The sequence below is a fragment of the Kaistia geumhonensis genome (assembly GCF_030815145.1).
Lineage (GTDB): Bacteria > Pseudomonadota > Alphaproteobacteria > Rhizobiales > Kaistiaceae > Kaistia > Kaistia geumhonensis.
Genome location: NZ_JAUSWJ010000001.1, coordinates 568,694 through 582,174, shown reverse-complemented (window position 1 = coordinate 582,174; position 13,481 = coordinate 568,694). Strand labels below are relative to the sequence as shown.

Here is a 13,481-nt window from a genome sequence, read left to right as displayed (position 1 = left end):
GCGCGGCAGCGACACATGCGCTCTCGCATTTCCGTGACTGGCCACGATCCGGCGATGCCCTATAAGCGACGGCGACCCATCGTGGCCGGCTCTGCGGGTGAAGCGTGAGACGATGAATGCCGACGTGACTCTTCTGGGCGCCCTCATTGCCGGGCTGCTTTCCTTCGTGTCGCCCTGCGTGCTGCCGCTGGTGCCGCCCTATCTCTGCTACGTCACCGGACTGTCGCTGGAGGAGGTCACGCAGCGGCGTGCCGAGAGCGAGGTGAGGCGGGTCGTGACGCTGTCGTCGCTCGCCTTCGTGCTCGGCTTCTCCACGGTCTTCGTGCTGCTCGGCGCCACGGCATCCGTGGTCGGCCGCATGATCGCGCGCTATCAGGACGTCCTCGCCATCGCGGCCGGGCTCGTCATCATCGTGATGGGGCTGCATTTCCTCGGTGTGTTCCGGCTTCGCATCCTCCATCGCGAAGCGCGGCTTCGGGTCGACAACCAGCCGGCCGGCCTTGCCGGCGCCTATGTCCTCGGTCTCGCCTTCGCCTTCGGCTGGACGCCCTGCATCGGTCCCGTGCTGGCCGCCATCCTGGCGGTGGCCGGCTCGACCGACACCGTGGCGCGGGGCGCGGGTCTCCTCGCCATCTATTCCCTCGGCCTTGGCATTCCCTTTCTGCTGGTCGCCTTCTTCGCCGAGCATCTTGTCGAGGCGCTGGGGCGCTTCCGCCGCCACCTGCCCAAGGTCGAGAAGGCGATGGGCGCCTTCCTCGTCCTGGCCGGCCTCATGTTCCTGACCGGCCAGATGTCGCGACTCTCCTTCTTCCTGCTCGAGACCTTCCCGCAGTTGCAGCAGATCGGCTGAGGCCGGCTTGACCGGAGCGGCCGGGATCGCGCAAAGCTGGCCCTCTCGACCGGAGGGACCGCCATGACCGAACGCACTTCGCTCGCACTCGTGCTCGCAGCCGGCGAGGGGACGCGGATGCGCTCCGGCCTGCCCAAGGTCATGCACAAGGTCGCGGGACTCCCCATGCTCGGCCATGTGCTGAAGGCGGCCGAGAGCGCCGGCATCGGCCGCTTCGCCGTGGTCGTCGGCAGCGGCGCAGACGCCGTGAAGAGCTTCGTGGCCAAGCGAGTCCCGGACGCGGGGCTCTACGAACAGCTCGAGCGGCGCGGCACCGCCCATGCCGTGCTCGCCGCCCGCGAGGCGCTGGCGGAAGGCGCCGACGACGTGCTCGTCCTCTATGGCGACACGCCGCTGGTGACCGCCGGCACGCTCTCCCGCCTGCGCGCCGAGATCGCGAAAGGCGCGGCGGTGGTCGTGCTCGGCTTCCGCCCGGCCGACCCGACCGGCTATGGCCGCCTCATCGTCGAGAACGGCCGTCTCGTCGCCATCCGCGAGGAAAAGGACGCGTCGCCCGAGGAGCGCCGGATCGGCCTCTGCAATGCCGGATTGATGGCCTTCGCCGGGGCTGGCCTCGTCGAGCTTCTCGGCAGGATCGGCAACGACAATGCCAAGGGCGAGTTCTACCTGACCGATGCGGTCGGCATCGCCCATGCCGAAGGCCTCTCGGTTGTCGCGATCGAGACCGACGCCGACGAGGTCGCGGGCGTCAACACCCGCGCCGAGCTTGCCGCCGTCGAGGCGATCTGGCAGCAGCGCGCGCGCCGCGCCGCCATGCTGTCGGGCGTCACGCTGGTGGCGCCGGAGACGGTGTTCTTCTCGCACGACACGGCGATCGAACCGGATGTGACCATCGAGCCGAATGTCGTGTTCGGCACCGGCGTCAGCGTCGAGGGCGGCGCCGTCATCCATGCCTTTTCGCATCTCGAGGGCGCACGCATCGGTTCCGGCGCCGCGGTCGGGCCCTTCGCGCGGCTGCGCCCCGGCGCCGATGTCGGACCCGAGGCCAAGGTCGGCAATTTCGTAGAGGTGAAAAACGCCTCCATCGGGGCCGGCGCCAAGGTGAGCCACCTCACCTATATCGGCGACGCCAGCGTCGGCGCGGAGGCGAACATCGGCGCCGGCACGGTCACCTGCAATTATGACGGCTACGACAAGGCGAAGACGATCATCGGCGAAGGGGCCTTCATCGGGTCGAACAGTTCGCTGGTGGCGCCGGTCACGATCGGCGACGGCGCCTATGTCGGGTCGGGCAGCGTCGTCACCGAGGATGTGGCGCCCGACGCGCTCGCCCTCGGGCGCGCTCGGCAGGTCGAAAAGCCGGGCTGGGCGGCCCGCTTCCGCGCCGCCAAGGCAGCGAGCCCGCGAAAGCGCGTCTGACGGCCGCGTGAAAACGCGAAACAGGAAGTGATTTCCTCGCCTTGCAGAGGAAAATTAAGGGCTCCTCCATCACGTTCTGAAAATCGGCGTCAGTCGCCGATCGGCACGAAGGGGGACGCGCATGTGCGGCATCATCGGCATCCTGGGCCAGACGCCCGTCGCGCCGCTGCTCGTCGACGGGCTGAAGCGGCTCGAATATCGCGGCTATGACTCGGCTGGCATCGCGGTGATCGAGGGTGGTCACCTCGCCAGCCTCCGGGCCGAGGGCAAGCTGCGCAATCTCGAGGCGAAGCTCGCCGGGAACCGCAAGGCGGGCCGCATCGGGATCGGCCATACCCGCTGGGCGACGCATGGCGTTCCGTCCGAGCGCAACGCTCACCCGCATCTGACGGAGCGCGTCGCCGTCGTCCATAACGGCATCTTCGAGAACTTCCGCGAGCTGCGGCTGGAGCTGGAAGCGGCCGGCCGCGTCTTCTCCTCCGATACCGATACCGAGGTCATGGCGCATCTCGTGACGGCCAATCTCGCCGACGGCATGGCGCCGCTCGCCGCCGTCCAGGCAGCGCTGGCGCGGGTGCGCGGCGCGTTCGCGCTGGCGTTTCTCTTCGAGGGCGAGGACGATCTCGTCATCGGCGCCCGCCGCGGCAGCCCGCTCGCCATCGGCTGGGGAGCCGGCGAGATGTTCCTCGGCTCTGACGGCATCGCGCTCGGTCCCTTCACCGACGAGATCACCTATCTCGACGAGGGCGACGTGGCGGTCGTGACGCGCGCCGGCGCGGTCATCCATGACGAGACGGGCCGCGTCGTCGAGCGCCCGGTGACCCGCACCCACGGCAACACCTATGTCGCCGACAAGGGCAACCATCGCCATTTCATGGTGAAGGAGATCCACGAGCAGCCCGAGGTGACGGGCCGCACGCTCGCCCATTATCTCGACCTCGCTGAAGGTCGCGCCCGCCCGCCGGAGGGCATCGATTTCTCGCGGATCGACCGCCTCTCGATCACCGCCTGCGGCACGGCCTTCTATGCCGGCTTCGTCGCCAAATACTGGTTCGAACGCTTCGCCCGCCTGCCGGTCGACATCGATATCGCCTCGGAGTTTCGCTATCGGGAGCAGCCGCTCTCGAAGGACGGCCTCGCGATCGTCATCTCCCAGTCGGGTGAGACGGCCGATACGCTCGCCTCGCTGCGCTATGCCCGCGTCGAGGGCCAGCGGATCGCCGCCGTCGTCAATGTCCGCGAATCGACCATCGCCCGCGAGGCGGATGTCGTGCTGCCGATCCTCGCCGGTCCGGAGATCGGCGTCGCCTCGACCAAGGCCTTCACCGCGCAGCTCGCGGTGCTCGCCGCAACGGCGATCGCTGCCGGCCGGGCGCGGGGCTCCATCGACGATGTAGAGGAGGCGCGGCTCGTCGCCGCCTTCAGCGAGGTGCCGCGCCTGATGCATGAGGCGCTGCGGCTCGAAGGCCAGATCGAGGCGCTGGCGCGCGATCTCGCCAAGGTCAAGCACTGCCTCTATCTCGGCCGGGGCACCAGCTATCCGATCGCGCTCGAGGGCGCGCTGAAGCTGAAGGAAATCTCCTACATCCATGCCGAGGGCTATGCGGCGGGCGAGCTGAAGCACGGGCCCATCGCGCTGATCGACGAGGAGATGCCCGTCGTCGTCATCGCGCCCTTCGACCGCGTCTTCGAGAAGACCGTCTCCAACATGCAGGAAGTTGCGGCGCGCGGCGGCAGGATCATCCTCGTCACCGACCGCAAGGGCGCCGAGGCGGCCGCGATCGACGCCGCCGCGACCATCATCCTGCCCGAGATGCCCGCGAGCGTGACGCCGCTCGTCTATTCGATCCCGGTGCAGCTGCTCGCCTATCACACCGCCGTCTTCATGGGCACCGATGTCGACCAGCCGCGCAATCTGGCGAAATCCGTGACGGTCGAATAGCGCCGTTGCGGCGGCGTGGCGAAGGACGCGCCGCCCTGTGCCTGCCAACGAGGCTGGCGATCCTTTTCCAAGCCGTCATAATGCTGTGCGACAGTCCGATTTCCTGTCGCAAGGAGACGGCATGAGCCTCGAAGAGCCCCCGACATCCACGCCGCGAGAGCCGCCCGGCCGACGGCTGGTCGCACGGTTGCGGAACTATTTCCTCACCGGGCTCGTGATCGCGGCGCCGATCTCGATCACGATCTATCTCACCTGGTCGCTGATCAAATGGATCGACGGCTGGGTGAAGCCGATCATCCCGCGTGAATACAGCCCGGACGGCTATCTGCCCTTCTCCGTGCCCGGCTTCGGCGTCGCTGTCGCGGTGGTGGCGCTGACGCTGCTCGGTTTCCTGACGGCGAATTTCGTGGGGCGGGCGCTGGTCGGCTTCGGCGAGCGGCTGGTCGGGCGAACGCCGTTGGTGCGCACGCTCTATGGTGCGCTGAAGCAGCTCTTCGAGACGATCCTCTCCTCCAAGAGCAAGTCGTTCCACAAGACGGCGCTGATGGAGTTTCCCTACAAGGGCGTCTGGGCCATCGTCTTCATCGCCAACGACACGCGCGGCGAGATCCGCCAGCGCATCGGCGACGACGGCGAGGAGTGGGTGACCGTGTTCCTGCCGCCGGTGCCTGCCCCGACCGCCGGCTTCATGCTATTCGTGAAGCGCAAGGACCTCATCGAGCTCGACATGACGGTCGAGGAAGCGGCCAAGATCGTCCTCTCCGCCGGTCTCGTCGTTCCCGAATACGATCCCGACCGCATCCGCGCGCAGGCGCAGCGGCTGCCGGGACACTGATCGAGCTTCAGCTTTCGCCGGAGAGCGACCGGCGCGCCTTGTCGAGTTCCTCGGCATAGCGGCGCAGTAGATGGGCTTCCGTCAGCAGGCCGATCACCTGCTTGTGGTCGAGATCGTCGACCACCGCCAGTTCCTCGCTTTCCGCCGCGTCGAACAGGGCGGCGGCCTCGCGCGCCGTCATGTCCGGCAGCAGGACGCTGCCCTGGTAGCGGCAGAGCGGCGCCACCGTCTCGTCACCCGCCTCGGCCGTCGCATGCGCATCGGCGATGAGCACGATACCGGCATAGGCGCCGTTGGCATCGGTCGCGACGACGCGCTGCGCCGAGCCGAGCGGATAGAGGCTGCGGAAGGCGTCGAGCCGCATGGTGGCGACGATCGGGCGGACATCGGTTCGCATCATGCGGCCGACGGTCAGATCGCGTAGCCAGCCGATATCCTGCGCGCCGCGGATCGTCTCGCCGCGCAGATGCAGGCGCCAGGTCGAGAAGGAGTAGCCGAAGAGCTGCCGCACGGTGATCGTCGAGAGGATCGAGGCTGCGAGGACGATCCCGGTCAATTGCAAGTCGCGCGTCGCCTCCAGCGCCAGAAAGGTCATGGTCAGCGGTCCGCCGATGACGCCGACCGCAAGCGCGCTCATGCCGACGACGGCCGTGACCGTCGGGTCGAGGGCGAGGCCGGGGAAGAGCATCTCCAGCGAGACGCCGTAGAGCCGGCCCGCAAGCACGCCGAGAAAGAGCGAGGCGAAGAAGAGGCCGCCACGAAAGCCCGAGCCGACCGAGGCCGAGGTCGCTGCGATCTTGGCGAGGATCACGATGATCAGCGTCCCCACGGCCGGCGTCGTGGCGAGGTTGAGATAGAGCGCGCCATGGCCGCCGGAGAGCGCCTGCGGCGTGACGAGGGCGAGCGCCCCGACGGCGACGCCGCCCACCGCCGGGCGGAAGAATCGGGGCAGCCCGCTTGTCTGGAAGCCGCGCTCGACGAGCGTGATCAGCCGCATGATCCCGATCGCGAGCAGGCCGAGCAGCAGGCCGAGCGCCAGATAGGGCGGATAGTGCGTCGCATCGACCTGGAATCCGTCGCTGATCGAGATGATGTGGGCTTCGAGGCCAAGCGCGCGCGAGATGAGATAGCCGGCCAGCGCCGCGATCAGCACCGGCGCGACATTGGCGACCGAATAGACGCCGATGATGAGCTCGAAGGCGTAGAAGGCGCCGGTGAGCGGCCCCCCGAACGCGGCCGCGATCGCCCCCGCCGAGCCGCAGCCGACCATCAGGCGGAGATCGGTCCGGCGAAGGCCGAACCGCGTCCCGAGCGCCGAGGCGATGCCGCTGGCCACCTGCGTATAGCCTGCCTCGAGGCCGACCGAGGCGCCGAAGCCGTTCGAGATCGTGTTTTCGAGCCCGACACGGAGGCTGTCGCCGAGCGACATCTGGCCGCCATGCAGCGCATTGGCCTCGATCGGGTCGACGATCAGGCGGCGACGATTGCGGAAGATGTAGATGACGAGGCCGAGAAGGGCACCGCCCGCCACGGGAATGGCGGCATGCCACCAGTCGATCGACATCGAAGCGCTCAGCTTCTCGTCCGGGTCGATGCCGTAGAGCAGGACATGCAGGCCCTGCGTGATCGAGGCGATGGCGACCACCACGATGCCGGACAGCACGCCGATCAGCGCGGCGAAGCCGAGAAGGGTCGGCTCGCTCGACCTGAGCAGCGCGCGCAGCCGGATCATCAGGCGTTCGGGGGTGGTGGGGAGAGGCATGGATGCTGTCGGATGAGGTGGGTATCCCCACTAACGCCGAAACACGGCAGTTGCGAGACGGTTCAGCCCGCGCGGAGCAGCCGGATCGCGGCATCCCGGCCGAAGAGATAGAGCAGGAGGCGAAGTGCGCGGCCGCGCTCGCTTTCGAGGCCCGGGTCGCGCTCGACGATCATGCGCGCATCTTGCCTGGCGATCTCGAACAGCGCGCCATGCTTCTCGAAGCTCGCGATTCGGAAGCCAGGAACGCCGGATTGCTTGGTGCCGAGAAGGTCGCCTTCGCCGCGCAGGCGAAGGTCCTCTTCGGCGATACGGAAGCCGTCCTCCGTCTCGCGCATGATCGCCAGCCGGTCATGGGCGGTTTCGCCGAGCGGTCCGCGATAGAGCAGCAGGCATGTCGACGCGCCCGATCCGCGCCCGACGCGCCCGCGAAGCTGGTGGAGCTGCGCGAGACCGAAGCGCTCGGCATGCTCGATGACCATGATCGTCGCGTCCGGCACGTCGACGCCGACCTCGATCACGGTCGTCGCGACGAGGAGCCGCGTTTCGCCGCGCTGGAAGGCGAGCATCGCAGCGTCCTTTTCGGCCGCCTTCATGCGCCCGTGCACGAGCCCGACCATCGGGCCGAGCGCCGATCTCAATTCGGCGAAGCGGGCAGCGGCCGCCGCTGCATCCACCTCTTCCGATTCCTCGACCAGCGGACACACCCAATAGGCCTTGGCGCCGGCGGCGATCGCAGAACCGATCCGGCCGACAACCTCGTCGAGCCTCTCCAGCGGAATGGTGCGTGTCTCGATCGGCCGCCGACCGGCCGGCTTCTCCGTGAGCCGCGAGACATCCATGTCGCCGAAGGCGGCGAGGACGAGCGTGCGCGGGATCGGCGTCGCCGTCATCACGAGGATGTCCGTCGCCGAGCCCTTGCCGGCGAGCGCGAGGCGCTGGTGCACGCCGAAGCGATGCTGCTCGTCGACGATGGCGAGGCCGAGGTCGCGAAACGCGACGCCCGCCTGGAAGACGGCATGCGTGCCGACCACGAGATCGAGCGAGCCGTCAGCGAGCGCATCGAGGATCGCCTGCCGCTCGCGACCCTTCTCGCGTCCCGTGAGCACGGAGAGCCTGATGCCCGCCGCCGCGGCGAGCGGGGCCAGCGTCTTGGCATGCTGGCGGGCGAGCAGTTCTGTCGGCGCCATCAGCGCCGCCTGCGATCCGGCCTCGACGACGATCGCCGCCGCCATGAGGGCCACGAGCGTCTTGCCGGAGCCGACATCGCCCTGCAGCAGGCGCAGCATCCGGTCCGGCGCCGCGAGGTCGGATTCGATTTCGGCAATCGCCTGCTGCTGGCTCCCGGTCAGGCTGAAGGGCAGGGCGGCCGAGATCGCCGCCCGCATGCGCCCGTCGCCACGCCTTTCGAGGCCCGAGGCGCGGCGAAGATTGGCGCGGGTGAGGGCGAGGGCCAGCTGGCTGGCGAGGATCTCGTCATAGGCGAGCCGCGAGAGATGCGGGCTTTCGGGTAAGAGGTCCGTTTCGGCGGACGGCGCATGCGCAGCCTCCAGCGCCGCCTTGAAGGCCGGCCACCGGCGCTGCGCGAGCAGCGGCGCGTCCATCCACTCGCCCAGGACCGGGACGGCCTCCAGCGCTCCCTGGACGGCGCGGGCGAGCGTCTTGCGGGCGAGGCCGGCCGTCATCGGATAGACCGGCTCGACCATCGGCAGTTTTTCGAACGCCTCGCGGTCGACGACATGGTCGGGATGGACCATCTGCGGCCGGCCGTTGAACCACTCGACCCGCCCGCTGACATAGCGGATCGCGCCGACCGGCATCATGCGTTCGAGAAAGGTCGTTTCGGCATGGAAGAAGACGAGCGCGATCTCGCCGCTCTCATCGGTCGCGAAGACGCGGTAGGGCTGCTTGCGGTTTCCGGACGGTGGCGGAACATGCCGGTCGATGCGAAGCTCGAGCGTCACGATCGCGCCTTCCGGCGAACGCGCGACGCCCGGCTGGTTGCGGCGGTCGACGATCCCAGTCGGCAGGTGGAAGAGGAGGTCCACGACCCGCGGCAGGCCGGCGCCTTCCTCGGTCCCGAGCAGGCGTCCGATCGCCTCGCCCACCTTCGGACCGACACCGGCAAGGCTCGTCACGTCGCGGAAGAGCGGGTTGAGGATGTCGGGGCGCATGGCGGCGTTCTGTCTCCGGCGAGCCCTCAATACTGATGCGCGCGGCGGCCCGTAAAGCCAAAACTCTTTCGCCGCGGCGACTTCGCCTGTAGGAACGCGCGTTCACGACAGGATCGGGCATGGCAGAGCAGCACCAGCAGCACGGCGTCTATGGAGTTCCGCCACCGGACCTCGCCGAGGTTCCGGCGGGGGCCGTCCAGTTCTCGCCGCTGGTGCCCGGCGCCGCTCGGCTCGAGGATGCCGGCGGCAGCCTCGCCTCGCTGGTGATGCTCGCGCCGCCCGGCACCGTCGAGCGCGGCCATGCGCTCGCGCTCGGCCTCGAGGCGCTCGCAGACGGTGGCGAACTCACCGTCATGGCGCCGATCCGAAAGGGCGGCAGCCGACTCGCCGCCGAACTTCAGGCCTTCGGGCTCGATGCCGAGGCCGCGCCGCGCCGCCATCATCGCATTGCCACGGTCCGGAAGGATCGCCCGCTGGTCGGCATCAAGGAGGCGATCGAGGCCGGCAAGCCGCGCATCGTGCAGGAACTCGGGCTCTGGTCGCAGCCGGGCATCTTCGCCTTCGATCGCGTCGACCCGGCGACGCGCATGCTGATCGACACGCTGCCGGTCGTCTCCGGGCGCGGCGCCGATTTCGGCTGCGGCATCGGCGTCCTCGCCCGCGCGGTGCTGACCTCGCCGCTGGTGACGTCGCTCCTCCTGGTCGATATCGACCGCCGCGCGGTCGACTGCGCCGAGCACAATGTCGTCGATCCTCGCGCCGCCTTCCTGTGGGCGGATGTGCGAACCGCCCGCAACCTGCCGGAAGGTCTCGATTTCGTCGTCATGAACCCGCCCTTCCATGACGGCGGCGTCGAGGATCGCCAGCTTGGCCAGACCTTCATCCGCCGCGCCGCGCAGTCTTTGCGTCGTGGCGGGCGGCTCTATCTCACCGCCAACCTTCATCTCCCTTATGAGAGCGTGCTCGCCGAGGCCTTCGCCCAGGTGCGGCCGCTCGGCGATGGCGGCAGCGAGGGCTACAAGCTGGTCGAGGCCATCCGATGACCAAGATCCCGACGGCGCGGCTCGACAAGCTGCTGGCCAATCTCGGCTATGGCTCGCGCCGCGAGGTGCAGGCGCTCATCGAGGGCGGGCGGGTGATCCTCGATGGCGAAGCGGAGACCGATCCGGCGCAGCGCATCTATGTGAAGGCTGACCTCGTCTCGCGCATGACGGTCGATGGTGCGCCGCTCGATCCGCCGCCCGGCCTCATCCTGATGCTGAACAAGCCGCTCGGCGTCACCTGTTCGCAGAAGGATGCGGGGCCGCTGATCTATGGATTGCTGCCGGAGCGCTGGCGGCGCCGGGACCCGGCACTGTCGACGGTCGGCCGCCTCGACAAGGAGACCTCGGGTCTCATCCTGCTCACCGACGACGGCGCGCTGCTGCACCGGATCATCGCGCCGAAGAGCCACGTGCCGAAGCGTTACCATGTCCGCCTTGCCCGCCCGCTGGCGGGCAACGAGGGCGCCGCGCTCGCGTCGGGGACGCTGATGCTCGAAGGCGAGGAGAAGCCGCTGCTTCCCGTGGCGATGGAGACCGTCACCCCGACCGAGGTGTTCGTGACGCTGAACGAGGGGCGCTACCATCAGGTCCGCCGAATGTTCGCGGCGCTCGGCAACCATGTCGATGCGCTCCATCGCGACCGTGTCGGCGGCCTCGACCTGCCGGCCGATCTCGAGCCGGGCGCCTTCCGCATCCTGGACGAGGCCGGCATCGCGCGCATCTTCGCCGCGGAGCGGCCCGCGTGAATCGCTTCGACGTCGCCGTCATAGGAGCCGGCGCGGCCGGCATGATGGCAGCGGCGGAAGCCGGCCGTCGGGGCCGCAGCGTGCTCGTCGTCGATCATGCCCGCGCACCGGGCGAGAAGATCCGCATCTCCGGCGGCGGGCGCTGCAATTTCACCAATCTCGGCGCCACGCCGGCAAATTTCCTCTCCGCCAATCCGCGTTTCGCCATCTCGGCGCTGAAGCGCTATACGCCGCGTGACTTCATCGCGCTGGTCGAGCGTCATCGCATCGCCTGGCACGAGAAGAAGCTCGGCCAGCTCTTCTGCGACGGTTCGGCCAGGCAGATCGTCGAGATGCTGGTCGCGGAAATGGCCATGGGCGGCGTGACGCTGCGTCTCGCGACGCCGGTCTCGGGTGTCGAGCATGGGCCGGACGGCTTCCGCCTCGCGCTCGCCGGCGAGACCGTGGAGGCCGCCTCGCTCGTGGTGGCGACGGGCGGACTGTCGATCCCCAAGATGGGCGCCACCGATTTCGGCTATCGCATCGCGCGGCAGTTCGGCATCGCCATCCTGCCGACCCGTCCCGGCCTCGTGCCGTTGACCCTCGATCCGGCGCTTCTTGAGAAGACCGCGCCGCTGGCCGGTCTTTCGGTCGAGGGGAGGGCGAGCTTCGGCAAGACGGGATTCGACGAGGCGTTGCTCTTCACCCATCGCGGGATTTCCGGTCCGGCGATCCTGCAGATCTCGTCCTTCTGGAAGGAGGGAGAGCCGATCCGCATCGCCCTCGCTCCGTCGGTCGACCTGCTGGCGCGACTCCGCGAGGCGCGCGCCACGAATGGCCGTCAGGCGCCCGCCACGCTGCTCGGCGAGGTGCTGCCGAAGCGGCTGGCGCTGTTCGTTTCAGCCGAGGCGAAGGCGCGTCCCCATCTCGCCGATTGCAGCGACGCGGTGCTCACCGCGATCGATGCGTCCGTGAATGGCTGGATGCTGCGGCCGAACGGATCGGAAGGCTACCGCACCGCGGAGGTCACGGTCGGCGGCGTCGATACGGCCGAACTCGACCAGAAGACGATGATGGCGAAGCGCGTGCCCGGCCTCTTTTTCGTCGGCGAGGTCGTGGACGTCACCGGCTGGCTCGGCGGCTACAATTTCCAGTGGGCCTGGGCCTCGGGCTGGGCGGCCGGACAGGCGGCGTGAGATTGGTTCGGAGCCGCATGGCTCGCCTGCGACCGCCCGTCAGTCGCGCGCATCATGCCCTGGCGTGTCAGCGCATCCACGACTTGCCTGACTGACGCCGACGACGAACGTCATGGCTGGGTCGAGCCCGGCCATGACGTTCTGATGCGATCCTTACGCCAACGCCTGCTGCAGGTCGGCGATGATGTCTTCCTTGTCCTCGATGCCGACCGACAGGCGCACCGTGTCCGGACCTGCGCCGGCCGCGACCTTCTGCGCGTCGGAGAGCTGGCGGTGGGTCGTCGAGGCGGGGTGGATGATGAGCGAGCGCGTGTCGCCGATATTGGCGAGATGCGAGAAGAGCTTCACCGAGGAGACGAGCTTGATGCCCGCGTCATACCCGCCGGCCAGCCCGAAGGTCAGGACGGCGCCGGCGCCCTTCGGCGCATAGCGGCGGGCCAGATTGTGATAGCGGTCGCCCGGCAGGCCGGCATAGCTGACCCACGACACGGCCGGATGATCGGCCAGGAATTCGGCGACGGCGAGCGCATTCTCCGAATGACGCTGCATGCGCAGCGGCAGCGTTTCGATGCCGGTCAGGATCAGGAAGGCGCTGTGCGGCGCCAGAGCCGGGCCGAGATCGCGCAGGCCGAGCACGCGGCAGGCGATGGCGAAGGCGAAATTGCCGAAGCTCTCGGCGAGGACGATGCCGCCATATTCGGCGAGCGGCTGCGACAGCTTGGGATAGCGGCCCTCGCGCGACCAGTTGAACCGGCCGCCGTCGACGATCACGCCGCCGATCGAATTGCCGTGGCCGCCGAGGAACTTGGTCAGCGAATGGACGACGATGTCCGCGCCATGCTCGAACGGCTTCACGAGGTAGGGCGTCGCCAGCGTGTTGTCGACGATGAGCGGCACGTTCGCCCGCTTGGCGACGGCGGCGATGGCTGCGATGTCGGTAACGATGCCGCCGGGATTGGCGATCGATTCGATGAAGATCGCCTTGGTCTTCGGCGTGATCGCCCGCTCGAAGGAGCCGATATCGTCGGGATCGGCCCAGACGACGTTCCAGCCGAAGCTCTTGAAGGCGTTGGAGAACTGGTTGATCGAACCGCCATAGAGCTTGCGGGCGGCGACGAACTCGTCACCGGGCGACAGCAGCGTGTGGAAGACGAGGAGCTGCGCCGCATGACCGGACGCAACCGCGAGCGCCGCCGTGCCGCCCTCGAGCGCCGCCACGCGCTCCTCGAGCACGGCGTTGGTCGGGTTGCCGATGCGGGTGTAGATGTTGCCGAAGGCCTGCAGGCCGAACAGCGACGCCGCGTGGTCGACATCCTCGAAGACGAAGGACGTCGTCTGGTAGATCGGCGTCGCGCGGGCGCCGGTCGTCGGGTCCGGCTGCGCGCCGGCATGGACGGCAAGCGTCGAAAATCCCGGAATCCTGTCTTCGGCCATGATCACCTCCCAAGCCGTGGCGCACTTTTTCTATCGATAGCGCGGACTGGCAGGCGCAGGCAAAGAACATTGTTCCGCCGCCGCGCCCGATCTCAGGATGAATT

The 13,481-nt window shown here is 68.6% G+C and carries 10 protein-coding genes; 7 read left to right on the top strand and 3 right to left on the bottom strand.

Going from position 1 to position 13,481, the window contains the following annotated elements; all coding sequences use genetic code 11:
* Window positions 1–112 precede the first annotated feature (112 nt).
* From QO015_RS02745 to QO015_RS02730, 4 genes are all read left to right on the top strand, one after another.
* Complete coding sequence (locus QO015_RS02745; RefSeq protein WP_266281623.1) at window positions 113–850, top strand: cytochrome c biogenesis CcdA family protein; 738 nt, start codon at window positions 113–115, stop codon at window positions 848–850.
* Between the two features lie 63 nt (window positions 851–913).
* On the top strand, window positions 914–2,269 hold the full coding sequence (glmU, locus tag QO015_RS02740; protein WP_266281624.1) for a bifunctional UDP-N-acetylglucosamine diphosphorylase/glucosamine-1-phosphate N-acetyltransferase GlmU: 1,356 nt from the start codon (window positions 914–916) through the stop codon (window positions 2,267–2,269).
* A gap of 121 nt (window positions 2,270–2,390) precedes the next feature.
* Window positions 2,391–4,211 (top strand): glutamine--fructose-6-phosphate transaminase (isomerizing), encoded by a 1,821-nt coding sequence (gene glmS, locus QO015_RS02735; RefSeq protein ID WP_266281625.1) that lies wholly within the window; start codon window positions 2,391–2,393, stop codon window positions 4,209–4,211.
* A gap of 121 nt (window positions 4,212–4,332) precedes the next feature.
* On the top strand, window positions 4,333–5,046 hold the full coding sequence (locus tag QO015_RS02730) for a DUF502 domain-containing protein (RefSeq protein WP_266281626.1): 714 nt from the start codon (window positions 4,333–4,335) through the stop codon (window positions 5,044–5,046).
* Between the two features lie 7 nt (window positions 5,047–5,053).
* Here the strand turns inward: QO015_RS02730 and QO015_RS02725 are convergent, their stop codons facing one another.
* Both QO015_RS02725 and recG read right to left on the bottom strand, forming a co-directional pair.
* Window positions 5,054–6,778 (bottom strand): chloride channel protein, encoded by a 1,725-nt coding sequence (locus QO015_RS02725; RefSeq protein WP_266281627.1) that lies wholly within the window; start codon window positions 6,776–6,778, stop codon window positions 5,054–5,056.
* A 92-nt stretch (window positions 6,779–6,870) separates the two neighbouring features.
* Entirely contained in the window at window positions 6,871–8,979 is a 2,109-nt protein-coding gene (gene recG / locus QO015_RS02720) for an ATP-dependent DNA helicase RecG (protein ID WP_266281628.1), read from the bottom strand.
* A 119-nt stretch (window positions 8,980–9,098) separates the two neighbouring features.
* Here recG and QO015_RS02715 point away from each other — a divergent pair, with 119 nt between their 5' ends.
* Genes QO015_RS02715 through QO015_RS02705 form a run of 3 tightly spaced genes read left to right on the top strand, consistent with a single transcriptional unit; the run spans window position 9,099 to window position 11,943 of the window.
* Complete coding sequence (locus QO015_RS02715; RefSeq protein ID WP_266281629.1) at window positions 9,099–10,022, top strand: class I SAM-dependent methyltransferase; 924 nt, start codon at window positions 9,099–9,101, stop codon at window positions 10,020–10,022.
* A complete protein-coding gene (locus QO015_RS02710; RefSeq protein WP_266281630.1) occupies window positions 10,019–10,768 on the top strand; it encodes a pseudouridine synthase in 750 nt (249 codons plus the stop codon). The genes QO015_RS02715 and QO015_RS02710 overlap by 4 nt, the downstream gene beginning before the upstream one ends.
* Window positions 10,765–11,943, top strand: coding sequence for a BaiN/RdsA family NAD(P)/FAD-dependent oxidoreductase (locus QO015_RS02705; protein ID WP_266281631.1), 1,179 nt, complete (start codon window positions 10,765–10,767; stop codon window positions 11,941–11,943). Before QO015_RS02710 ends, QO015_RS02705 begins: the two co-directional genes overlap by 4 nt.
* A 153-nt stretch (window positions 11,944–12,096) precedes the next feature.
* Here the strand turns inward: QO015_RS02705 and QO015_RS02700 are convergent, their stop codons facing one another.
* Window positions 12,097–13,377 (bottom strand): O-acetylhomoserine aminocarboxypropyltransferase, encoded by a 1,281-nt coding sequence (locus QO015_RS02700; RefSeq protein WP_266281632.1) that lies wholly within the window; start codon window positions 13,375–13,377, stop codon window positions 12,097–12,099.
* Window positions 13,378–13,481: the final 104 nt, after the last annotated feature.

Bases quoted from the DNA above. Each gene is read 5' to 3' on its own strand.
- QO015_RS02730 (WP_266281626.1), top strand. From the start codon at position 4,333: ATGAGCCTCGAAGAGCCCCCGACATCCACGCCGCGAGAGCCGCCCGGC.
- QO015_RS02700 (WP_266281632.1), bottom strand. From the start codon at position 13,377: ATGGCCGAAGACAGGATTCCGGGATTTTCGACGCTTGCCGTCCATGCC.
- glmS (WP_266281625.1), top strand. From the start codon at position 2,391: ATGTGCGGCATCATCGGCATCCTGGGCCAGACGCCCGTCGCGCCGCTG.
- glmU (WP_266281624.1), top strand. From the start codon at position 914: ATGACCGAACGCACTTCGCTCGCACTCGTGCTCGCAGCCGGCGAGGGG.
- QO015_RS02715 (WP_266281629.1), top strand. From the start codon at position 9,099: ATGGCAGAGCAGCACCAGCAGCACGGCGTCTATGGAGTTCCGCCACCG.
- QO015_RS02710 (WP_266281630.1), top strand. From the start codon at position 10,019: ATGACCAAGATCCCGACGGCGCGGCTCGACAAGCTGCTGGCCAATCTC.
- QO015_RS02725 (WP_266281627.1), bottom strand. From the start codon at position 6,778: ATGATCCGGCTGCGCGCGCTGCTCAGGTCGAGCGAGCCGACCCTTCTC.
- recG (WP_266281628.1), bottom strand. From the start codon at position 8,979: ATGCGCCCCGACATCCTCAACCCGCTCTTCCGCGACGTGACGAGCCTT.
- QO015_RS02745 (WP_266281623.1), top strand. From the start codon at position 113: ATGAATGCCGACGTGACTCTTCTGGGCGCCCTCATTGCCGGGCTGCTT.